General features: G+C 51.7%; 19 protein-coding genes. 6 read left to right on the top strand and 13 right to left on the bottom strand.

The features are described from left to right. Nucleotides 1-24 precede the first annotated feature (24 nt). The 4 genes from trmD to rpsP all read right to left on the bottom strand — a co-directional run bounded on the left by trmD (nt 25) and on the right by rpsP (nt 2,636). On the bottom strand, nt 25-1,359 hold the full coding sequence (gene trmD / locus HC352_RS02820) for a tRNA (guanosine(37)-N1)-methyltransferase TrmD (protein WP_168917486.1): 1,335 nt from the start codon (nt 1,357-1,359) through the stop codon (nt 25-27). Beyond that, the gene (rimM, locus tag HC352_RS02815) at nt 1,359-1,880 is read right to left on the bottom strand and encodes a ribosome maturation factor RimM (RefSeq protein ID WP_168917485.1); all 522 of its coding nucleotides are present in this window, start codon (nt 1,878-1,880) and stop codon (nt 1,359-1,361) included. Before rimM ends, trmD begins: the two co-directional genes overlap by 1 nt. Before the next feature lie 67 nt (nt 1,881-1,947). Continuing rightward, nucleotides 1,948-2,184, bottom strand: a complete 237-nt coding sequence (locus HC352_RS02810) for an RNA-binding protein (protein WP_168917484.1) — start codon at nt 2,182-2,184, stop codon at nt 1,948-1,950. Beyond that, nucleotides 2,184-2,636, bottom strand: a complete 453-nt coding sequence (gene rpsP, locus HC352_RS02805; RefSeq protein WP_168917483.1) for a 30S ribosomal protein S16 — start codon at nt 2,634-2,636, stop codon at nt 2,184-2,186. The genes HC352_RS02810 and rpsP overlap by 1 nt, the downstream gene beginning before the upstream one ends. A gap of 245 nt (nt 2,637-2,881) precedes the next feature. Here rpsP and HC352_RS02800 point away from each other — a divergent pair, with 245 nt between their 5' ends. Further along, on the top strand, nt 2,882-3,814 hold the full coding sequence (locus HC352_RS02800) for a cation diffusion facilitator family transporter (RefSeq protein ID WP_168918579.1): 933 nt from the start codon (nt 2,882-2,884) through the stop codon (nt 3,812-3,814). A gap of 120 nt (nt 3,815-3,934) precedes the next feature. Further along, the gene (locus HC352_RS02795) at nt 3,935-4,324 is read left to right on the top strand and encodes a hypothetical protein (RefSeq protein WP_168917482.1); all 390 of its coding nucleotides are present in this window, start codon (nt 3,935-3,937) and stop codon (nt 4,322-4,324) included. Between the two features lie 100 nt (nt 4,325-4,424). Here HC352_RS02795 and HC352_RS02790 read toward each other — a convergent pair whose 3' ends face one another. Genes HC352_RS02790 through ileS form a run of 9 tightly spaced genes read right to left on the bottom strand, consistent with a single transcriptional unit; the run spans nt 4,425 to nt 17,982 of the window. Then, nucleotides 4,425-5,498 (bottom strand): amidohydrolase family protein, encoded by a 1,074-nt coding sequence (locus HC352_RS02790; RefSeq protein ID WP_168917481.1) that lies wholly within the window; start codon nt 5,496-5,498, stop codon nt 4,425-4,427. Between the two features lie 7 nt (nt 5,499-5,505). Further along, entirely contained in the window at nt 5,506-7,059 is a 1,554-nt protein-coding gene (gene ffh, locus HC352_RS02785) for a signal recognition particle protein (protein ID WP_168917480.1), read from the bottom strand. Nucleotides 7,060-7,098: 39 nt separating this feature from the next. Then, complete coding sequence (ftsY, locus tag HC352_RS02780; protein WP_168917479.1) at nt 7,099-8,244, bottom strand: signal recognition particle-docking protein FtsY; 1,146 nt, start codon at nt 8,242-8,244, stop codon at nt 7,099-7,101. Between the two features lie 37 nt (nt 8,245-8,281). Next, the gene (locus tag HC352_RS02775; RefSeq protein WP_168917478.1) at nt 8,282-8,623 is read right to left on the bottom strand and encodes a hypothetical protein; all 342 of its coding nucleotides are present in this window, start codon (nt 8,621-8,623) and stop codon (nt 8,282-8,284) included. A 57-nt stretch (nt 8,624-8,680) separates the two neighbouring features. Continuing rightward, the gene (gene smc, locus HC352_RS02770) at nt 8,681-12,253 is read right to left on the bottom strand and encodes a chromosome segregation protein SMC (RefSeq protein ID WP_168917477.1); all 3,573 of its coding nucleotides are present in this window, start codon (nt 12,251-12,253) and stop codon (nt 8,681-8,683) included. Between the two features lie 4 nt (nt 12,254-12,257). Continuing rightward, complete coding sequence (gene dhaL / locus HC352_RS02765; RefSeq protein WP_168918578.1) at nt 12,258-12,866, bottom strand: dihydroxyacetone kinase subunit DhaL; 609 nt, start codon at nt 12,864-12,866, stop codon at nt 12,258-12,260. After that, the gene (ndk, locus tag HC352_RS02760; RefSeq protein WP_168917476.1) at nt 12,866-13,282 is read right to left on the bottom strand and encodes a nucleoside-diphosphate kinase; all 417 of its coding nucleotides are present in this window, start codon (nt 13,280-13,282) and stop codon (nt 12,866-12,868) included. Before ndk ends, dhaL begins: the two co-directional genes overlap by 1 nt. Further along, complete coding sequence (locus HC352_RS02755) at nt 13,282-14,799, bottom strand: bifunctional folylpolyglutamate synthase/dihydrofolate synthase (RefSeq protein ID WP_168917475.1); 1,518 nt, start codon at nt 14,797-14,799, stop codon at nt 13,282-13,284. The genes ndk and HC352_RS02755 overlap by 1 nt, the downstream gene beginning before the upstream one ends. Continuing rightward, the gene (ileS, locus tag HC352_RS02750) at nt 14,800-17,982 is read right to left on the bottom strand and encodes an isoleucine--tRNA ligase (RefSeq protein ID WP_168917474.1); all 3,183 of its coding nucleotides are present in this window, start codon (nt 17,980-17,982) and stop codon (nt 14,800-14,802) included. Between the two features lie 518 nt (nt 17,983-18,500). Between ileS and HC352_RS02745 the strand changes: the two genes are divergently transcribed. From HC352_RS02745 to proC, 4 genes are all read left to right on the top strand, one after another. Next, the gene (locus HC352_RS02745; protein ID WP_247645219.1) at nt 18,501-20,201 is read left to right on the top strand and encodes an ABC transporter ATP-binding protein/permease; all 1,701 of its coding nucleotides are present in this window, start codon (nt 18,501-18,503) and stop codon (nt 20,199-20,201) included. Then, complete coding sequence (locus tag HC352_RS02740) at nt 20,198-21,886, top strand: amino acid ABC transporter ATP-binding/permease protein (RefSeq protein ID WP_168917473.1); 1,689 nt, start codon at nt 20,198-20,200, stop codon at nt 21,884-21,886. The genes HC352_RS02745 and HC352_RS02740 overlap by 4 nt, the downstream gene beginning before the upstream one ends. 256 nt (nt 21,887-22,142) lie before the next feature. Next, the gene (locus HC352_RS02735) at nt 22,143-22,868 is read left to right on the top strand and encodes a DUF1643 domain-containing protein (RefSeq protein ID WP_168917472.1); all 726 of its coding nucleotides are present in this window, start codon (nt 22,143-22,145) and stop codon (nt 22,866-22,868) included. 4 nt (nt 22,869-22,872) lie between these two features. Beyond that, nucleotides 22,873-23,670 (top strand): pyrroline-5-carboxylate reductase, encoded by a 798-nt coding sequence (gene proC, locus HC352_RS02730; protein ID WP_168917471.1) that lies wholly within the window; start codon nt 22,873-22,875, stop codon nt 23,668-23,670. Nucleotides 23,671-23,695: the final 25 nt, after the last annotated feature.

Here is a 23,695-nt window from a genome sequence, read left to right as displayed (position 1 = left end):
TATGTGCATTATGGCAAGCGTTTCTTATTCTGCCAGATTTAGCTCTCGCACTAAAGTGACATCGGTATTATCCACGTCACCCACTCGGAAAGTTCGTCGTCCAAAGCGAATAAAACCAGCTTTCTTATATGCGTTAATAGCTCGCTTATTCGTTTCGTGGGTTCCCACCCAGATATGGCTTAGTCGATGTTCAACGGTGTTATTCTGGGTAGCTTGTAGTGTTGCTGCCATCAGTAGCTCATAAAGCCCCGAACCTCGCCAAGGTCGAGAAAGATAGAATTTAGACAGGTAGGCGCAATTTGCATTATCTGGCGCGCCAGAATCCGAAACCAGATCTGGATTAGTGACAACGACACTGTAACCAATAAGTTCTCCTGCAAGTTGGGCAACAGTGACGATATAGTCCGAGTTGGTTAGCCAAGAACTGATATGTTCGGCAGTGAAATTTTCTGAGATATGTTGTGCAATCGCTTGTTGGTCAAGACTAGCTGGGCACGCATCTGGGAATGTTTGGGCAGCTAGGCTTACCAGCGAATTAACGTCGTTATTATCGGCCCGACGCACTGTTACTTTTCGTACTGGCTGGTCTGATTTTTTCGGACGTATCCACCCGTATTGAGCTAAAAATGCAGTATCTTTTTTATCTAAATTGGTCAGGCGCGCAATCATATCTGGCCGGCGTTGCACGGTTCGTTCCAATGCTTGATTTCGACGCCACCGAGCAACCGCTTGATGATTGCCTGATGTGAGTACCTCAGGTACCGTCATTCCGCGGAAGTTAGCTGGCCGAGTATAAACTGGATATTCAAGTAAGCCTGCTTGCCCATGCGATTCTTCTACGAGCGATTCTGGATTGCCAACCATACCTGGCACCAGGCGGCCCACCGCTTCGATTAACGCAGTTGCGGCTACTTCTCCACCGTTTAATACGTAGTCACCTAAAGAATATTCGTAGACGACGACGTTAGGTTGGCTAGCGTAATATTGCGCTACTCGCGAGTCAATCCCTTCATATCGGCCACAGGCAATAATGAGATGATCTGCCTTGGCTAATTCATAGCATCGAGCCTGCGTTAAGGGTTCACCAGAAGGAGTAGGAATAGCTAGCACACAGGTTTGTGAGATATCTGCTTGGGCACGAACATCATCAATAGCGTGTCCCCACACATCCGGTTTCATCACCATGCCAGCTCCACCACCAAATGGAGTGTCATCCACAGTGCGGTGAATATCAGTTGTCCAGTCCCGTACGTCATGGACTGCAATATCAATAAGGCCACGACGGCGGGCTTTCCCTACCAAGGAGACGTCCAAAACACCGAAGAATTCCGGGAAGACGGTCATAATGTCAATCCGCATTAGTCAATCTCCAAGTCAGCGTCAGAGAAAAGTCCTACCGGAGCGTCAATGATCACGCAGTTATCGTCAATATCTACCTCAGTGACGATTGCTTTAACGAATGGGACGCGGGTAATAATGCCATCTGGTTCGCGCACAAGAAGATAGTCATGGGCTGGGCCTGGCTCTAGTCCAGTAACTTCGCCTAATTCGTACCCTTCCGGATCAAGGGCTTCTAAGCCAATAAGTTCATGCGGATACCATGCGTCGTCTTCAATATCATCTTCATCAGTTTCAATAACGAGTTTGGTATCGCGCAATGCTTCAGCACCACTGCGATCAGCATACTCGGCAAAAGTGACGAAAGTTGATCCTTTGTAGGTACGTACCGATGAGATAGTTACTGGGCCAAGCTCCGCTGGATCGGTTTCGTACATAGCTCCGACGACGAGGCGCCGCTCCGGGGAATCGGTACGAACGTTAAGCTTCACTTCTCCTTTTAGTCCACGAGCGGAACCGATGATAGCGACTGTCACAAGCATTAAAATGGCCTTTCTTGAAAAACAGACCCGCCCTCGGATTCCAAGGGCGGGTCTGCTACACGTAAAATCAGCGATCTGTTTCGATCACATCAACGCGAACGGAACCGTTTGTTGCCAGTGCGCTCATCACAGAACGCAACGCCTTGGCCGTGCGGCCGTTACGACCAATCACGCGGCCCAAGTCCTCCGGATTTACGCGAACTTCAAGAAGCTCGCCACGGCGGTTGGTTCGGGATGAAACCTCGACATCTTCGGGGTTGTCCACGATTCCACGGACGAGGTGTTCCAAGGCTTCGGCTAGCATCAGGCTTCCTCAGTCTCTTCAGCTGGTGCTTCAGCTTCAGCGGCTTCCGCAGCAGCCTTAGCTTCGGCTTCTTCACGAGCTTTAGCCTTCGCAGCACGACGCTTTTCAGCTTCGTCCTGAACGGCCTTAATAGCTTCTTCGCGAGCCTTGTCAGCATCAACCTTTTCAACAGTCTTTAAGGTGGAGCCACCTTCGAGACCCTTGGCGGCCTGCCAATCACCGGTGATCTTCAACTGAGCAAGTACTGGCTCGGATGGCTGTGCACCAACGCTGATCCAATACTGAGCACGCTCAGAATTGATATCGATGGTAGAAGGTTGAGTATGTGGATTGTAGAAACCGATCTCTTCGATGACGCGACCATCGCGCTTCTTACGCGAATCGACGACAACAACACGGTATTGCGCTTCACGGATCTTACCCATGCGCTTTAAACGAATCTTGACTGCCACTGTAGTGGTCACTCCTGGTTCTTTAGTTGGGCGGAACACAACGTCTCTACGGTGGGAAATACACGTGTTGACGACCTATTCCTAACTGAGGCATTCATCCGGTGAGAGGTCCGAACTGCAACCTGAGTACAACGAACTATTCTGCCAGAATTCCAGTTGTGACACCATTTATTGCACATATTTCAGAGGTGGCATCCCTCACCTCACATTGTGGAGATACCCGTGTTCGTGCGCACAATAGAGGTATGCATTCATCATCTCGTTCACCGCGCAATATCTCCACGTATGCTTGGCTTTCTGTGGTGGCCGCAATCGCAACCATTGCACTAAAGTATACCGCCTACGAAATCACCGGTTCCGTATCGCTACTTTCGGACGCAATGGAGTCTGTGGTGAACCTGGTAGCAGCAATCGTAGCTGTCATTTCACTCAAACTGGCCGCGCAACCTGCTAACGCACGCTACACATTTGGCCGCGCGAAAGCCGAGTACTTCTCGGCAGCTTTGGAAGGGGCGATGATCTTCGGGGCGGCCGCGTTAATTATCTTCTCTGCTATCGGCCGGATTTTACACCCGGCTCCAGTGGAGTCGATCGGGTTAGGTATTCTCGTCTCTCTCGTCGCCGGACTGATTAACCTCGCAACCGGATTGGTATTGTTCCGCGCAGGCAGACGCTACCACTCCCCGTCGTTAACTGCCGATGCGCATCACCTCTTCACCGATATCGTCACTTCTCTAGGAGTTATTATCGGTGTTGGTTTAGTGGCGCTGACGCATTGGGTCTATCTCGATCCTATCGTTGCTATTATCGTGGCGCTCAACATTATCTACGTGGGCATTGGGCTGATGCGCGACGCCTTAGCTGGACTGATGGATGTGGCGTTGCCAGATAGTGAGAATCAGACGATCGTGGCGATTCTCGCGGCGCATTCGCATCCGCGAATGATCGCCTTTCACGGGTTACAGACTCGCGTTTCTGGCCATCAGCGATTCATTAAGTTCGACGCCTTGGTTCCTGATTCCTGGACGGTGAAGAAGGGTCACGACTTTGCCGAGATGCTCGTTACCCAAATCAAAGAGGCGCTTGACGACGCCGTCGTGACCGTCCACGTCGAACCGATTAACGATCCGGAATCATATAAAGATATTCCGCAGGGCTTCATTCCGTTAGAAGATTAATTCCGGGTATTTTCAGGTGAAATCTCCGTTATACTATATGTATCAGCTTTTGCGTGGTGTGCTTATCACTGCTGAGGTGACTGTGCAGTGAAGTACTCACACTATTACATAGGAGTAATCATGAAGAAAGCACTGACCTTGACGTCATTTGGTAGCTTGCTACTGGCGGCAATGATCTACGTGGTCTTCGCTTCTCCGCTAGTATCAGGAACTGGTTTCCCATTCCTGCCGATGATCATCGCATTCTTGTTGACCCTCGTCGGTATTGCAGCGCTGAATGCTCTATTGGTGACGTCCACCTGGAATTCTGCGTCACGTAATCTCACCATCGCGTTTTTGCTCGGCGAATTCTTGTTGTTCCTCGCGCTCTACAACGGTGTTGTGAATATCGAAAAATATCCGTCGATGCTGAACTATCTTGCAGGCACGCCACTTTCGGCAGTTCTGAGCATTGCGGGGATCACGGTCTGGCTAGGCACATTGAGCTTGTACACCCAGCGTTCTCGCTAATGCTAGTGGAACGAAAAGTCTGCAACTGAAGCTGTATGATGCTAAAAACTCGAGGCTCAATCTACTCAGATGTAGATTGAGCCTCGAGCTATACGATCGATCAATTCTTCCCTGGGAACCGAATACCGTCAATGAAGACTGATGCTGGGGTGAGAGTTTGCCGAATGCCGACTTCTGGATCGTTGCCGTAGACGACGAAGTCGGCTGGCATTCCTTCTTCCCAGGTGGGGAATCCGAGCCGGCGCCGGCCATCATAGCTCGCGTTTGCCATGGCGAGCTTTGGTGAAAAACCGTCTTCAACTGCATCAATAAGCTCATGTGGCATAGCGACCTCAGTGACATTTTCCGCTGTGTCTGTTCCCATCAGCATCGCAACACCAGATTCAATCATCAGTTCAAGATGTTCGCGGCGGCGGGCGTCCATGCCCAACATTCGCTGCACGTACTTCGGGAAACGCGCCCCGGCATGCGCAAATTCTGGGAATCGGCGGATCTGATGAACAGTAGGAGTGATCAGAATTCCGCGATGTGCAGCTTCTTGTAGATGTTCGGCGCTCATTCCGGTGCCGTGCTCGATACCATCAACTCGCGCTTCGAGTAGATCGTCGATGGTTTCAGTGCAAAACGAATGCACAGTCACTTTTCCGCCACGTTCATGCACAGCAGCGACTGCCTCAACGAGTGCTTGGCGTGGCCACACCGGAAGGTTGTCTCCTGCTTCACGATCGATCCAATCGCCAACGATTTTGATCCACCCATCAGATTTTTCGTATTCGTTCAATGCTTGCGCAACCAGATCTTCAGGTTCGACTTCTACCGCCAAATGCCGGGTGTAGCGGCGTGGACGCGAAATATGTTGCCCACAGTGAATAATACGGGGAAGCCCATCGGAGCGGTCATCGCCCGGGTTTTGTTGGCCGCCGCTGTCGCGTACCGCAGTAACACCCCAACTACGCAAAGCTTCTAACCGCCTGCGGACCTCTTGGTGTGGCAACAGGTTACCATCTCGGTTCAGACCCGGATGGGTGTGGGCGTCAAGAAGCCCTGGATAAATAAAACCCCGAATATTAATGACTCGCCCTTGTGGCGGACGATATGCTATCACCCCATCCACAATCCACGCCTCAGCGCGAACAGTTCCCCGCAAAGTGCCAGTGAGCCGATAATTCGCCATCAGCGTTCTATCGTAAGAATTTCTTTAAATCGTCAATGTTGACATCGGGTTGGGAAGTAGCTCCCCCACCAAAAGAACTTCCAGCTTCAGCACGCTTACGTGCGGCTTCAAGTTCTTGTTGCCGGCGCTTAGCTGGGTTACCCGACCGGCCTTTCTTCGAGCCACTCTTCTTCTTAGCTTTCTTATTTTGCTTCTTGGTGTATCCTCCGCCAGGCATACCTGGGATCGCTGGCATTCCTGGCATACCTGGTACACCTCCACCGCGCGCCATCTGCGTCATCATCTTCTTGGCCTGCTCGAAACGCTCCATCAAAGAATTGACCTCTGGGACGCTTGTTCCCGAGCCTTTAGCAATACGTAAACGACGCGAGCCATTAAGAATCTTAGGATTAGCTCGCTCTTTTTTCGTCATAGATAACACGATGGCTTCTTGACGGTCTATTTCGCGTTCATCGAAACTCTCAATAGCTTCCCGGAACTGTCCCATGCCAGGCAACATTCCCATGAGTTTCTTCATTGAACCCATTTTGCGCATCTGGTTAAGTTGGGCAAGGAAATCGTCAAGAGTAAAATCGCCACCGGCCATCTTAGCCGCTAAATCAGCGGCTTCTTCTTCGTTCCAGGTGCGCTCCGCCTGTTCAATAAGGGTGAGGATATCACCCATATCAAGAATACGCGACGCCATCCGATCAGCATGGAAGCGCTCAAAAGCATCAAGTTTTTCGCCCGTGGAGGCAAAGAGTACTGGTTGCCCGGTAACGCCACGTACCGACAATGCGGCACCACCACGCGCATCGCCGTCGAGCTTAGAAAGGACAACGCCAGTAAATCCAACGCCATCACGGAACGCCAAGGACGTCGTCACAGCGTCTTGGCCGATCATCGCATCCAACACGAACAAAACTTCATCTGGCGAAACAGCATCACGAATATCGCGAGCTTGCGCCATCATTTCTTCATCGATACCCAAACGACCCGCGGTATCGACCACGACTACATCGAAGCCGTTTTCTTGGGCATGCGCCACACCTGATCGAGCAACTTGCACCGGGTCACCAATACCGTTACCAGGCTCTGGCGCCCACACATCTACCCCAGCTTGTCCAGCTATCACCGATAACTGTTGGACAGCATTCGGGCGCTGTAAATCAGAAGCAACAAGAAGTGCACGTTTGCCGTTTTCTCGCAACCACTGGCCAAGTTTACCAGCGAGGGTAGTTTTACCTGCACCTTGCAAACCGGCGAGCATAATAACGGTTGGCCGCCCGCCTTGTGCCCAGTTTAATTCCCGGGACTCGCCACCCAGTACGGAGATCAGTTCTTCGTTAACAATCTTGACAACCTGCTGAGCAGGATTCAACGCCTGAGAAGCTACCGCGCCTACTGCTTTTTCGCGCACGGCAGCAGTAAACGTACGAACCACTGGTAAGGCTACGTCAGCATCAAGCAATGCACGGCGAATGTCAGAAATAACTTCCTCGACGTCCTGCTCAGATAACCGGCCACGCTTACGCAGATTGCGTAACGAACCAGTAATACGATCGGAGAGGGAGTTAAACATGACAAACCTTTCGAAGGGAACTAACCAAGGAAGAAGAAATTAGGACAATAGTGAATCAACAAAGTTTTCCGGATCAAATGGGGCAAAATCATCCGCGCCCTCACCTAGTCCGACAAACTTGACCGGCACGCCTAAGGCACGTTGAACAGAAATCACGATTCCTCCCTTTGCAGTGCCATCAAGTTTAGACAAAACAATACCAGTAATACCAGCAGCTTCCGCAAAAACCTCAGCCTGGCGCAACCCGTTTTGGCCAGTAGTTGCATCCAAGACAAGCAAAACTTCACCGGTTGGCACAGTTTTTTCCATCACGCGCTTAATTTTGCCCAGCTCATCCATTAAACCAGCTTTATTTTGGAGACGACCAGCGGTATCAACAATGACGACGTCGACGCCGTCATCAGCGCCTTGCTTGACAGCTTCGAAAGCGACCGACGCCGGGTCAGCACCTTCTCGATCAGATCGTACAACGTCAACACCTACACGTTCTCCCCATGTAGCAAGCTGATCGGCGGCAGCAGCACGGAAAGTATCTGCCGCACCTAATACGACACTACGGTCCTCGGCAATAAGAAGACGGGCTAATTTGCCAGTCGTTGTTGTTTTACCAGTCCCGTTCACACCCACCATGAGAATTGTTGCCGGCTGGCCAGCTAAGTTTAGCGACCGATCCATATCCACATTGACTGCAGATAATAGCTCCGCACGCAACAATTCCCGCACGTTAGCTTGCGGACCAGTAACTTTAACAGCGGTACGAAGGTTATCGAGAATCTCCATAGTGGCATCTAAGCCCACGTCTGCCATCAGCAAGGTTTCTTCAAGTTCTTCCCAGTCACTTGCAGATAGGTCACCGCGCGAAAGAATACTCACCAGGGCTTTACCCATAGTGCCAGACTGAGCGAGACGAGCGCGCAGTCGCTGAAGCCGTGACGGAACTGATTCAGGTACGTCGAGCGACGGCGTTACCTCAGCATCAAGAAGATCGGGTACCGTTTCGGCAACGTCCTCCCCAATAGTTTGTGGGGTTGGTACGACGTCGTCATCTTCCGCATCTGGAAGCACTAAGCGCGTAGCTGGCGGAAGTTGGCGCGTATGACGCTTTTTAATATAGCTGACGGCACCGCCGAGAATAACGAGGCCGAGGATTGCTAGGACAAGAATGATGAGAGTTGTTGTTTCCACCTGTTAATCTTCCCGCACAATGACGGAAAAATAAACTTTACGCGGCGTGATTTTCCTTCTTTAACAGATCTGCGACCTTTTTAACCTTTTCCACACCCGGCGACGTAGCAAATTCACTCACTGCCGCATTCAGCTCATCAGGGGTTAAATATGCGTCACCTTCATAAGGGGTAAAGGTTGAAAAAACATCAGAAATTGATACGTCACAGTGTTCGACGTCGAACTCATCTGTTCCCAGCCGATCAGCGCGCATGGCTTTTATTGAATCAACGTAATATTCAATGAAACCCTCCTGGGGACGACGCCAAGAAGCGACCAGCCAAATAACACCGATCGCCAAAACAGAAATAACAAACACAGTAATCAACGGTAACCACACACTCTTAGTGTGCCTGTCTTTTGACTCTAATCGATACAGGGCACGCTATTTCGTCAGTCACACTTCGATAACATCTTTTAATCGCTGGGAAATAACAGTTGTGATTCCGCCCTCACGCATGGCAACACCATACAATGCGTCGGCAATTTCCATCGTGCGCTTGTGGTGAGTAATAACTAAAAGTTGTGAATTTTCTTGAAGCTCAACAAAAATATCTAGCAAACGTGACAAGTTAACATCATCAAGAGCTGCTTCAACTTCATCCATCACATAAAACGGTGACGGGCGTGCCTTAAAAATCGCAACTAAGAAGGCGATCGCTGTCAGTGATCGCTCCCCGCCAGAAAGCAAGGATAAACGCTTAACACGCTTGCCCGGTGGCCGAGCCTCAATATCAATACCAGTCGTCAAAATTGACTCCGGATCGGTTAATACTAACCGACCATCACCGCCGGGAAACAACCGCGGGAAAATCTCCGAAAACGCCTGGGCAACATCAGTAAATGCGCTGGTCATCACCTCATGGACCCGTTCGTCGATATCGCGAACAATCTGCAATAAATCAGCGCGCGACTGCCGCAAATCAGCAAGTTGCTCCGAAAGGTAGGTGTGTCGCTCTTCTAAAGCGGCGTGTTCTTCTAACGCCAGCGGGTTAATCTTGCCCAGTTTCGCCAAATCCCGTTCAGCACGAGCCAATCTTTTTTCTTGCTCTGCCCGAACGTATGGATATTGTCGAATACTCTCTGAATCATCACTATTTTCCAGATCACGGACGGGTTGATGTGGGCCATATTCTTCAATCAACGTCTCGGCTTCCATTCCGATATCGTCAATGGCGCGTTCCGCTAGTTGCTTGTATGTTAACTGCAATTCAGCAAGCAACAGTTCATGGCGGTGATGGTCGTCGTCAAATATGCGCTGTTCTTGTAACGCCGAATCAAGGCGCCGCCGGGCCAGTGACATCTCAGATTCTTGACGAGCATGAGCTTCGTTAAATTCAGTGCGCTCACGTTCGACTTGTTCAACGATGCGTTGGGCAATAATCACCGCTCGCTGCGCATACTCGTAAACATTACTAGCTACCACACTAGCTTGAGCGCGCCGCTGTGCCGCACGTTTTTCTTGGTCAATCCGTGCCTGAATTGACTGCGCAGTATTTTCTAGCGCATCAGCTCGCCCAGCTACTGCGCGCAAACGTTCTTCTTTTGTCCGTAATGCTAACCGCGCCTCAGTTTCATTTGTTCGTGCGGTCACTGTTGCTTGATGAGCTTGTTCTCGTGCGCTGGCAAGCTCAGTTACCCGGTTATTATGCACTTGTGGATCATCGTAAGCTTGGCGATGCTCAGCGTCGAGGGCGGCTTGTTCTTCGCGATAAGTTGTAATATCGTCGTCGATACGTTCAATACGCTGTGCGTATCGTTCTTGCTCGGCGTGTGCTGCAGTAAGTGTTTGTCGTAGAATTCCAAGCTGTGCGCTGACCGCTGCAATATGCGAATCGCGACTCGTCAGTTGTGCACTAACAAGTTCATAGCTTTCTTGAGCAACATCTCGAGCCTTGATAGCCTCAGTAATATCCGCATTAGCCGCCGCCTCAGCATCGCGAGCTTTTTCAGCTTCTCGAACAGCATCCTCGTAAAACGCTTGCCGAGCCAACGTCGCTTTATGCTCAACTTCTCCCCCACGCGCCGATGTCTGAGTAATAACATCTCCCGCTAATGTGGCAACACGATAGGCTCCAGCTGCCATCAATTTGCGTGCAATAGCTAGATCACTAGCCACAATAGTATCCATCAGATATCGGCGTAAGGCCCAAGCAACTGGGTCTTCACCACGAATCAGTGCGCTTGCTGGCCGGGCTTCCCGCTCTGATACTGCGGCTTGAGCAATCACCTCATCCGTGTGATCAGTAAGAGAATGCGGTGCTTTGATCAAAAATTGGACGTGTCCAGCTTCTGCTTCTCTAGCTGCCCGCAAAGCATCAATAGCTAAATCTACATCGTCAACTACAGCCCCTTCAGCAATGCCAAGCATCGCTGCTTCTATCCCAGCTTCCCAGCCTGCGTCAACGTGAATAGCATCGCGCACCAGCCCATTAATCCCCATTCGGTGTTCATTAATGGCCCAAGCGGTAGCGTCCTCAGGAGCTAATGACATTTTTAATGTCTCAGCTTTTGTCTGCCATGCTACATGTTGGTGCTGGGCAGCTGAGAGGTTATTTCTGGCTTGTTCTAACTTTTCTTGAGCGCTGGCAAGGTCTTTAGCAGCCTCTTCATGCTCAATTGCTAGTGTGTCATCACCATCAGTATGTGCCACAATATCTTGTTCTAATCGGGCTACTTGTTCCCCCGCATCAGTAGCACGCTTTTTGGCATCTGCAGCTGTACTAACAACTCGTTCGCGTTCTGCGCTTAGTGATTCGAGCCGTGATTTAACGGTGGCGAGTTTTCCGACCAGGCGAGCGCTAGCTTCTCGTTTATCCGCAATTGTGCGGTTGAGTAAAGCTAACTCAGCATCGATACCTCGTTCTTTTTGTTCTGCTTGTTCGCGTTGCGTGACAGCGAGGGTTAAGCTGTCACTGGCTTGTTGAACTGCTTGAATTAAGTCATTTTCTTCTACTCGTGCAGCTCGTGCTCGTTGCCTCATTGATTCCGGGGATTCACCACGATGGATATCTGGAGCCACCGCCGTAAGCGAATGCTGTCGTTCTTTAGCTAGCGCGCGCAATGAGGAGAAACGTTCTGCTAAGGAAGTGACACGCTGCCAAGTCTGGTTAAGTTCATTTAAATGTGGCGCGCTTTGCGCTAGCTCGGCTTCGCGACGTTCCACGTCAGCACGCGCGTCAATAACTGCCTGATTAATTGCTTGGCGTTGTTGAGTTAGCGTTTCTTCATTTGTGGTCTGGGTGGTTAACCGCGCTTGGGCTTGGGCAAGATCGTCGGCGAGCAGGCGGGCACGGGCATCGAACACGTGTTGTTGAATGGCTTGGGCGCGCCGAGCAGTTGAAGCCTGCCGGGCAAGCGGTCCAAGCTGGCGACGGAGTTCGGCAGTTAAATCTTCGATACGAGTAAGATTTGCTTGCATCGCGTCGAGTTTATGCAAAGCTTTTTCTTTTCGACGACGATGTTTAAGCACACCAGCAGCTTCTTCGATGAATGAGCGCCGGTCTTCCGGAGTGGCGGTAAGAACTTGGTCGAGTTTTCCTTGGCCGATAATAACGTGCATTTGCCGCCCCATACCGGTGTCAGATAACAGTTCTTGAATATCCAAAAGCCGGCAAGCGGTACCATTAATCGCGTATTCCGAACCACCAGCACGAAACAAAGTTCGCGATATTGTCACTTCGGAATAATCTATGGGCAGCGCTCCGTCAGTATTATCTATCGTGAGTGAGACTTCCGCACGCCCCAATGCTGGACGGCTGGCAGTACCGGCGAAAATCACGTCAGTCATCTGTCCGCCACGAAGATTTTTTGCACCTTGTTCGCCCATGACCCATGCCAGGGCATCAACTACGTTCGATTTACCCGATCCGTTCGGGCCAACGACGCAGTTAATCCCTGGTTCAAAGTGAAGCGTGGTTGCAGAAGCAAAGGACTTAAAACCACGCAATGTGAGTGTTTTTAAGTGCACGGTTCTAGTTTACACATTCCCGCAATGCTAGGAAGATGAGATTTGTTGACGCAGCTCCTGGATCTATGTGGCCAAGGGTTCGTTCACCTAGGTAAGATGCCCGGCCTTTAGTGGCGATCATATCGCAGGTACGTTGTGTTGCCGCCTGACTAGTACGTTCGATTAACTCAGCCATTGTAGCCAGTTCGGCCTCGTTATCAACTGCATTGTTCACTGCATCGGCAACTGGTAACCACACATCTACCATTGTTTTTTCGCCAGCTTGCGCGTGTCCACGCGCTTGGATCGCCCCGACGGCACGATCTAGCATGGTAGCCAAACTAACCGGCGTGAGTTCATCAGTAGCTACGTCCGCCATCCGGATAAAAGCTGAACCGTATAATGGCCCCGAGGTTCCGCCAACATGAGAAATAAGCGTTTGTCCGATACCCCGCAACAGATCCTCAGCACGCGTATCTTCGGTGGTTTTCAGATAGGTTACAACTGCCCGAAATCCACGATCGAGATTCTCCCCATGATCAGCATCTCCGATGGCTCTATCAAGGCCGATAAGATACTCACGATGCTCAGTGATAAGCTCGGCAGCACGCATTACCCATGTTCGAACCCACATCAAAACCACACACGTTTTTCTTGCTCGGCTGACTGCGGAGAATCTGACGAATGTATAAGGTTTTCGATAGCATCTGACCCAGTATCAAAACCGTAATCGCCGCGAATTGTTCCTGGTGCAGCAATAGTAGGATCCGTTGCTCCACTCAAGGAACGCACACCTTCGATAACGCGGTGTCCGCTGACAATAGCAGCCACTAATGGTCCGGAGGTCATATAGCGAACAATACCTGGATAAAATGGCTTATCGACATGCTCATGGTAATGAGCAGCTAACTGTTCGGCCGTAGCAGTGAGCATATGCATCGCTTCGATACGATACCCCTTTGCCTCAATCCGGGCCAGAATGTGTCCGGTCAGTCCACGGCGCACACCATCTGGTTTGATTAAAATAAGTGTTGTTTGTTTCATAGTCATCAGTTTACCCCGCTATCAACGACGCTGGCACCGAGAAGTTCGCGAGCTTGCCCGGCTAACACAATTGAACCAAGAACTGTTACCGATGCTGGCGCGATGGTATCTGGATCAATGGTTTCGGCAATATCGACGGCGCTAGCAATCGCATCGAGAAGCTCAGTTTCCACGCGTACCCGGTCTTCACCAAAAATATCGATAGCGATTTCTTGTAAATCCTCAATGTCCATTGCTCGATCACCAGCCATCTCGGTAACCACAATAGTGTGGAAAGCCGGCTCAAGTTCACTGAGAACTCCTTCAACATCTTTATCTGCCATTGCGCTGAAAACAGCAACGCGGGGTCCCGGGAAGTATTCTTCGAGGCCTTCACGCGTAACCTTTGCTCCCGCTGGATTGTGCGCGGCATCAATAATAACCAGTGGTGAAGATTTCACCACTTCGAGCCGGCCGGGGGAACTTGTTGACATCAGCGCATGTTCGACAATATCTCCAGGGATAGCTGCACCGCCGAAGAACGCTTCAACAGCCGTTAATGCAGCGGCAGCATTTTCTGCTTGATAAGCACCTAACATTGCCAATGGCACATCTTCATAGATCGCGGCTGGCGTACGCAACGATATCAACTGTCCACCAACAGCCGCCTCCCGGCTCAAAACCTCGAAGTTGTCCACGATATTAGCCTGGACACGGTGGGCTTGCTCGTAGGCCATTGCCCGAACTTCTGGATCTTGCGGTGCCAAAATAAGCGTTGACCCAGGCTTGACGATACCGACCTTCTCGAAGGCAATATCAGTTAGTTCATGGCCGAGCCACTTTTCATGATCATGCGAGATCGGCATAATCATGGCAACATCGGCGTCGATCACGTTGGTGGCATCCCAACGTCCGCCCATTCCTACTTCAACCACGGCAACATCTACCGGCGCCATAGCAAAAGCGGAATACGCCATCACCGTAAAAACTTCAAAGAAAGACATGCGCGGCCCATCATGGGCAAGCGACTCTGCGTCCACCATCTCGATAAACGGCGCTACATCTTCCCACGTTTGCACAAAATCTGTAGCACTAATAGCGATACCATCAATAGTTATCCGTTCACGCACCGAGTTCAAGTGTGGCGAGGTGAAGCGTCCAGTACGTAATCCGCGTTCGCGTAACAGTGCTTCAACCATTCGAGCCGTAGATGTTTTGCCATTAGTGCCAGTGATATGGATAACCCGGAAGGATTCTTGTGGATTGCCCATAAGATCTAACGCCCGCCGAACTCGATCAAGAGACGGTTGAACTTTATGCTCAGGTGCTCGCGCTACGATTGACGTATATATTTCCCGTACCCGCTCCTGAATCCCAGCGTCTTCTACCCATTGGGCAGTTTCGCGTTCTTCAGCAGTATTAATATCGGAAACGACGCTTGGATCCGGCCCCGCAAATAGCGGCGAGGCGAATAAGGCAGCTAACGCTTGACTTGTTTCATCAATCTCATCCGGCGTCGAAGCCGAATCCATAGCGTCATTCATTTAGTTCACCTTTTCTACCTGAACGGCAAATTCACCAGTACGTACTTCTGATTCTACGGCTAACGTTTCAGCACTAATCATGTCTCGGTGGGCTTCCACCGCTACCCGATGCTCTTCTGGAACAGTTAATACTAGACGGATACGATCAGCAACATGCAAGTCTTCAGCTTTGCGCTGATCTTGAACTGCACGAATCACGTCCCGAGCGTAGCCTTCTGCTTCCAGCTCAGCATCCAAAACAGTATCGAGAACAACAAATGCGCCCGACGCTAACACCATGGCAACTGAGCCTTCTTCAGCGCTCACCGACGTCGTCATCTCGTATTGATGTGGCGATAGCTCAACTGGTGGATCGATAAGCATCCGTACTCCAGATTCGGTGCGCTCCCACTGGCCACTCTTAGCCGCCTTAAACAAAGCCGACGTGAACTTACGAACCGATGGATCTAGTTCACGAGGCAAAACAGCTAAGTCGGTGGAAACTTCAAGTCCCGATTCTGTAGCGGACTGAATCTTAACGCTCTTAACGTTAACCTCACTCATGATCAGCTCTGCATACGGCGCTAAATCGAGCTCGGTAACCACAGTAAGCGCACGCAATGGTTGACGCACCCGCAACTTGTGAGCTTTACGCAGCGAATGGGCAGCCGAAACAACATCACGCACTTCGTCCATAACGGCCACCAGATCATCGTCAACTACCCCAACTTCTGGATAGTCAGTCAAATGAACTGAACGCCCACCAGTTAATCCACGCCAGATCTCTTCGGAAACCAGCGGGAGCAACGGAGCTACCACTCGCATAAGGGTTTCGAGCACTGTGTAGAGCGTATCGAATGCCGCCTTATCCTCATTCCAGAAGCGATCACGCGAGGTACGTACATACCAGTTGGTGAGCAGATCAAGATAGGCGCGTACTGCTTGAGTAGCTGCTGGAATATCAAGCCCATCAAGTGACTGTCGAACATCCGATACCAACATGGAGGTACGAGAAAGCAAATAGCGATCCATCACATCGGTCGGCTCACTCGTCAGTCCCTTTGATACGTATCCTTTACCGCCATCAACCGTTCCGGCGTATAGCGCGTAGAAGTACCAGGTGTTCCACAATGGCAAGATAACGTGACGCATGGCTTCACGAATACCCGCTTCATCAACCACGAGGTTTCCACCGCGTAGCACCGGCGAGCTCATGAGCATCCAGCGCACTGCATCCGAACCGTAGGAGTTGAACATTTCCATCGGATCTGGATAGTTGCGCAACGACTTGGAGGCTTTCCGGCCGTCGTTGCCGAGCACGATTCCATGTGAAATACACGAAGTGAACGCCGGTTTGTCGAATAAGGCGGTTGCTAGGGCGTGCATGACGTAGAACCAGCCGCGGGTTTGGCCGATGTATTCGACGATGAAATCCCCTGGGTAGTGGGATTCGAACCAGTCGTGATTATCGAATGGGTAATGTACCTGAGCATATGGCATCGAGCCGGAATCGAACCAGACGTCGAGGATGTCGGTGACGCGGCGCATCGTGGACTTTCCGGTTGGATCGTCCGGGTTTGGCCGGGTCAAATCATCGATGAATGGGCGGTGCAAGTTTGGTTCGCCGTCGCGCCCGCGTGGCAGACGGCCAAAGTCACGCTCAAGTTCTTCAAACGAACCATAGACGTCAACACGTGGGTATGTAGGATCATCCGACTTCCACACTGGGATTGGAGTTCCCCAGTAACGGTTACGCGAAATAGACCAGTCGCGAGCGCCTTCAAGCCAGTGTCCAAAGATGCCGTCCTTGATGTGTTCTGGCTGCCAGGTGATTTCTTGGTTGAGTTCTACCATGCGGTCCCGGAATTTGGTGACGGCCACGAACCAAGAGGTCACTGGCTTGTAGATCAGTGGCTTACGGCAACGCCAGCAGTGTGGGTAGGAGTGGACGTAGGACTTTTCTTGTACGAGCACGGCGCGCACGGCTGGGTCCCGGCGGGCGATTGGGCCGGTGGCATCGCGAAGGTCGTTGATGATTGGCCGGTTGGCGTCAAAGACGTGCATACCGGCGTAGTCAGAGACGACGTCGAAGAACTTACCGCCTGCATCAACGGTTTCGATCACCTTCACGCCAGCTGCCGAGAGGACGAACATGTCATCTTCACCGTATGGTGCGGTGTGGACGAGTCCGGTTCCATCTTCGGTGGTGACGTAGTCGGCAAGGCAGATCTGCCAAGCGTTTGGCCCGGGTGCTTCGGAGTCGCGTGTGTAGTAGTCAAAGATTGGTTCGTAACGTAGACCTTCGAGGTCGCGGCCTTTAACCTCTTTGACGATGCGTGGTTCTTCGCCGAGTTCCTTGGTGTATGCGCTCAGACGTTCTTTACCAATGATAACTTTTTCGCCAGCGAGATCCCCTTCGGTTGGTTCGACGACGACGTAGTCGATGTCTGGACCAACAGTAATTGCTAGGTTGGATGGCAAAGTCCACGGCGTGGTGGTCCAGATCAGGGCCAGTTCACCAGTTTCCATCCGCAGGCCCACGGTAACCGTTTGGTCTTGACGGTCTTGGTAGACGTCGTCGTCCATCTTTAATTCGTGGTTGGACAATGGGGTCTGATCGTTCCAGCAGTATGGCAGGACACGGTAGCCTTCGTAGACTAGGCCCTTGTCATAGAGCGACTTGAAGGACCAGATCACCGATTCCATAAAGGTTGGATCGAGGGTTTTGTAACCGCCGTCGAAGTTGACCCAGCGGGCTTGGCGGGTGACGTATTCTTTCCATTCGGCGGCGTATTTCATCACTGAGCTACGGCAGGCGTCATTGAATTTTTCGATGCCGATTTTTTCGATCTCAGACTTATCTTCAATGCCAAGGATGCGTTCTGCTTCAAGTTCTGCTGGTAGACCGTGGGTATCCCAACCAAAAACGCGCTCAACGCGGTTGCCGCGCTGAGTTTGGTAACGCGCAACGAGGTCCTTCACATATCCGGTAAGCAGGTGGCCGTAGTGCGGCAGACCGTTAGCAAAAGGAGGACCATCGTAGAAGACGAATTCACGGCCTTCCCGCTGGTCAATGGACGCCTGGAAGGTTTCATCTTTTTCCCAATAGGCAAGAATGTCTTCTTCGAGGTGTGGGAAATTCGGTGAAGCCACCACATCATCTGTGCGGTGGAGTGGATAACGGCTCGATGTTGGCTCGCCCATGTAGGAACTCCTCATAGTGTTCGGTCAGGCGAGGACGCATAGCCACCTTGGGGCGTTTGCGCGGTACCACCTCGCTTGCCAAACCTTGTTTTCGCTTATCGAATCATATTCGATAGCGGAGCCGAGGCGTGGCCACTCATTAGGGGCGTTGACGAGCCCAACCGTTCGGTTCTAGTAAGCACTGTGCCTGCTTTTACCAAGACACGGTGCCGTTCTTCCGAATACTCCCCGGTGATTGCCGGATCATTGCATCTCCTTAGCTTAGTCAATGATCTCGGGCATTTCTACAGAACGTAACGTGAAATTCCTTGCGTGAGATACACCATGTTCCCCAATAGGCGACACTTCAACACAACCATGTCTCTTAATCATTACCCACATATAAAGATTGCTGAACCTTAAACGCACAATGTGTCGCTAAGTAAAAAAGTATTCCATTACTTTCAGCCTAGAGTTCTCCTCCCAACTCAGGTTACCCTTAGTTTCGAGATATTGTTGTCATCACTTGGAGAACCATCGTGTCACCATTCCGACGTCGAACATCCGATCCTGCACTGCAGGTCATTTCCCCTGCCGGGAAACGGGGAACTCGCTACACCGCACTGATGCGAATTTTTGTTGAACTATGTGTAGCTATTGCACTGATTGCCACTGCGAATGCTCTTGCCCCATTCCTCATCGGTGCACAGCCGTGGACACCTTGGTTCGGCATCGCAGCACTCTTCGCTTTGGCCGCCGGCGTCTTCGGAATACTCGAAATCGTCTCCGGCGTCGCCCACGCCCGCGCCGAAGAAAAACGCATCCGGCATCGGATACTGTCTCGCATCTTCACAGCCACATCGTTACCCAAAGACGATTCAGACGCATTTTCATCAGCGAAACTCATTCAGCTCATGACAGATAACGCCGAACGGCTCACCGATTTTCGTCAACAATACCTCGGCTCAACCCTCGCCGCGCTCTTCACCCCCATACTGCTAGTCATCTACATCACTGTCGGTGTTGACTGGCACCTAGGCCTCGGCATGGCTATCTCTATCCCCGTCGTCCCACTGCTTGTTGGCGGATTTCTCCGACTTTTCCGCGGCGTATCCGCACGCTCGCGTGCCGAACGAGCCAAACTCACCACCCAATACCTCGACGTTATTCGCAACCTCACCACAGTACGTCTTTTCGGAGCTGGCCCACGTCTTGAATCATCACTGCGCATCCAAGGCGAAAAGAACCGCCGGGCAATCATGAAAATCTTGGCCGGAAACCAAATCGTTATCATTGTCCTTGACGGAGTTTTCTCCCTCGTCTTCGTATGCTGGTCCGTTCTCCTCATTTCGTGGGGAATCAACGCCGGACGCGTAGACATAGCCGGTGCCGTCAGCGCCCTATTCCTCCTAGTATTATTCATCGAACCACTGAGCCAAGTTGCTGGATTCTTCTACATCGGCATGGGCGGAATCGCCGCCCAGCGAGCCATCAAACGCTACCTGCAATCCCATCCAGAGCCCACCTCCACCCCAGTAGTCAGCGATACTCCCACCACTCAGACACCAGTTAATAACCACCGCATCCAGGTATCGAACGTCAGCTACAATTACGGTCGCGGCGAGGTCTTGCATGAGGCCAACGTCGTCGTCAATAACGGAGAAAAAGTTGGCATCGTTGGCCCATCTGGTGCCGGAAAGTCAACGCTCCTTGGGCTTCTCAAAGGTTCACTGCCACTCCAAGACGGCTCTATCGTGATCTCCGGTCACGAACTGCGCAACCTGACCCCAGCCGATATCCGCAAACTGGCCGCCTCCGTCTCTCAAACCACGTGGCTCTTTACTGGAACCATTGCCGACAACCTGCGGTTGGTACGCGAAGACGCTACTGAAGAAGACATGTGGGATGCCCTCGAACGCGCCCACGTTGCCCATGATATTCGGCGAATGCCAGATGGTTTACATACTGATGTTGGCGAACGCGGATCACGCCTATCGGGCGGCCAAGCCCAACGAATTTCACTGGCTCGCGCCTTCCTCTCCGAACGCGACATCCTCTTCCTAGACGAACCCACCTCACACGTAGATCCGGAATCCGAAACGCACATTATTAATGCTATCGCTGACATAAGTTCCGATCTGACAGTTGTTATGGTTACCCATCGCCGTGCACTACTTCGCATAGCCACCCAGGTTTACACCGTCACTAACGGCACTGTTTCCCAAGGAGTACGTTCATGAATCGCACCGCCCCTTTAACTCAGCCTTCAAATCGGGAACTGTTGCGATGGCTGACAGGTATTACTCAGCCAGTTCATACTCCGCTCTTATTTTCAACATTTTTCCGCTTCCTTAGTTTGTCGCTAGACATCGTGCTTTTTGCTTGGGCTGGGTGGACTGTCATAAATGCGCTCGCCGGCCAACCAATAGGTGCTCACCTCGTTGGCATCGTAATAGTGGCAGTTGCTAAGGCTCTCGCTTACTATCTCGAACAGTTCCTTGGACATTTCGTAGCGTTTAAAGCCTTAGAACTACTGCGTGGCTACGCCTTCTCCAAACTCTGGCCTCAAGCCCCGATGATCACTACTCAAACCCGTTCTGGAGACTTGTTGGCATCGCTGACCCGTGATGTAGACCGGATCGAAGTGGTCTATGCGCACACGTTCGCGCCCGTAGTTTCGGCGCTCGTTGTCCCACCGATTTTCTTCCTATCCTTGGGAATGAACGTCTCCTGGCTCGTGGTGCTGCCACCAGCTATCTGCTATCTATTAGCAATGACGCTCGTGCCGTGGCTAGGAGCACGCGAATCGTTTAGCGCAACCTCCACTCAGCTCGCACATCGCGCCGACCTCGTCTCGCACATAACCGATTCGGTGTTCGGCGCCGAGGAAGTGGTTGGTTATGGCCTTGAAGCTGAACGTCTCGACCAGATGAATCATCTTGCTGGCATCGTCACAGCTGACACCCGCCGTCCCGCGCTTTTCCGTGGATTGCGCCGCGGACTCAACATTTCACTATCTGCTCTTTCGGTTATTGGTGTGGCTGTAGCAGGATATGCTAGCGGATTAGACCCGGCACTCACCGTAGCCTTAGCAGCCGGAGCATTGCGGCTTTTCGAAGGGCCAAAAGGAGTTGAAGATGCTATCGGTGCGCTCGACGCTTCCTTCGCCTCCGCACGACGGATCTGGACGATTGCCCACAGCGATTATGGTGTGGCCGACGGCGAACGCGATTTCCCGACGTCGTCCGATGAAGACGCAATGATCGAATGGCGCAACGTCACCTACCATTATCCGCAAACAGCCGATAATAGTGAAGCAGCGTTGAAGGACATCAACGTGAAGGTTGCGCGTGGCTCGCACACAGTTTTCGTGGGTCATTCTGGTTCTGGAAAGACGACTGCCGCGCAATTGTTGCTGCGTTTCGACGATCCAACTGCTGGCGATATCCTCATCAACGGTGTGCCAGTACGCGATATCCGACTCGATGAGCTGCGCTCCCACGTGGTGCTCGTGACCCAAAAGAATCAAATTCTGGACACCACAATTGCGGACAACGTTCGTCTCGGCGCCCCAAACGCCACCGATGAGGAAGTCTGGGCAGCCCTAGAAATGGCAGAATTAGCTGACGAAGTGCGTGCCATGCCTGATGGATTAGAAACCCGCACCGGCCAAGACGGTACCCAGCTATCTGGCGGGCAAGCACAGCGACTCGGTTTGGCGCGGGCATTGATTATGCATCCTTATGTGGTGGTTCTTGATGAGTTCTCCGCGAATTTGAACGTTGAGCTGGACGCTCGTATCCGCGAGCGCCTGGCGCGCGAACTGCCCGAGGTGACGATTATTGAGGTCACCCACCGGTTGGCACACACCGAGCACGCAGATCAGGTCTACTCCTTCGATCGCGGAGTGGTGGTTTCGCAATAAATCGGGCAATAGCGCAAACTGCGACGTATACGGTCGAGATTTGCGCTATTGCCCCATTCACTGCACATCACTTCCCTCATTCGATGTTACACATCTGAATAGGCAAGGTTAGTAGAACAACCAGAAAGTATCTGTTCTCCAGTTATTACAGGAGTTACCCACCTACTGTTAATACTGGACCTAGATTTCGATACTTACTCAGAAATAAAACTCGAAAAAGACGCACTGAAATCAAACCGAATGCTAATGTTTTACTATGCATAGATTACTAGACAAGATCAAGCAAGTACTACAGGATTCAGATCCGGATAGTGCCAAAAAGGATCAAGCCTTATTTGATGAAATCCCCGGCGGCAAACTCGTAGATATGAAGTTATTAGATGATGCTTCGGATCTGACCGACCAAGTAAAACTTCGTCTACTCCTGACACATAAAGCTGTCGAACGAAACACTGGCAAGCATTGTGTGGTTATTGGAATGAATCCTTCGACAGCTTCTGCTTTCCAAGGAGAAAAGTCTGACAATACTGCAAGGCAAGTTTACAATTGGTTCGCAAAAGCTTCTGTTCTTGAGAACTACGAGCGGCTGACGATGATTAATCTTCTGTCAATTATCGAAACAAAGAGCGAAAAGGTTTCACATCTTCTCGATGGGAATTCGGACATCTATCGAGGAATCTTCCATCAGACGCTCGACGCCATTTTCTATAACGGGCACTACACTCCGGAAAACACTCTCGTTATCTGCGCCTGGGGTTCAGCGAGCAAAAAACGTTGGGTCCGAGACGGACAAGCGTGGTTCTACGAATATCTCGATGCACACAAAGAAATACCTCGTAGCAATATCCAACGGCTAAGATACAAATCCCTAGGGTCCCCAACAGACTATCCTCCTCATCCGCGAGGCTCCAAGGCACTTCAAAACGGCAATGAACTGACCGAAATGCCTAAGCAAAATCTTGACAGAAAATCTCAACGGTAGGTCCATGACGACTCTTGGTTTTATTGGCGCCGGTTCGATGGCCAGCGCGATCATGCACGGCCTTATTTCTTCCGGCACGCCTGGCGAGCAGATTATTTTTTCGCGTCACAACACCGACGCCGGCACCCAGCTTGCCACCGAACTCCGTGCCCGCTTCACCACTGACAATACGGAGGTGGCGGCGGCCAGCCAGATCGTCGTTCTCGCAGTCAAGCCTTACCTCATCGCCAGTGTGCTCGACGAGATCAGCCCTCACCTCTCCCCTGGTACACTTTTAGTCTCGGTGGCTGCTGGGGTGTCACTCGCGGATATTGCCAGCCACGCCCCGGCCAATCAGCCGATTGTGCGTGCAATGCCGAACGTCAATTCACAGATCGGGATGGGAATGACGGGGTTGTGCGCCAACGCCTTCGTATCACCGGAAAAATTTGCCGCCGTGGAAAAACTGTTCAGCGCAGTGGGCGAGGTAGCCACCCTGCCGGAGCATCTTTTCTCCGCATTTTCCGCGATTGCGGGTTGTTCCCCAGCATGGACATATACGTATATTGATGCCCTCGCTCGTGGTGCGCTCGCGGAAGGCATGACGAAGCGCGAAGCTGTGCGCGTTGCCGCCCAGGCAGTACTTGGTTCAGCTCAAATGGTTTTGGATTCGATTGATACGGCCATCCCAGCTGAACTGGTCGATCGGGTCACCTCTCCTGGTGGTACCACGATCGCTGGCTTGTTGGCGATGGAAGACGCCGGGTTCTCCCCAGCAGTTGTTGCTGGGGTGCGAGCTGCGGTGGTACGCGATCAGGCCTAGCCTCAAACTCCCCAACGTGACAGCT

Origin of the sequence: Arcanobacterium buesumense (assembly GCF_012563545.1) — a bacterium.
Taxonomy (GTDB): Bacteria; Actinomycetota; Actinomycetes; order Actinomycetales; family Actinomycetaceae; genus Arcanobacterium; species Arcanobacterium buesumense.
This window is presented reverse-complemented; position numbering and strand designations above follow the sequence as displayed.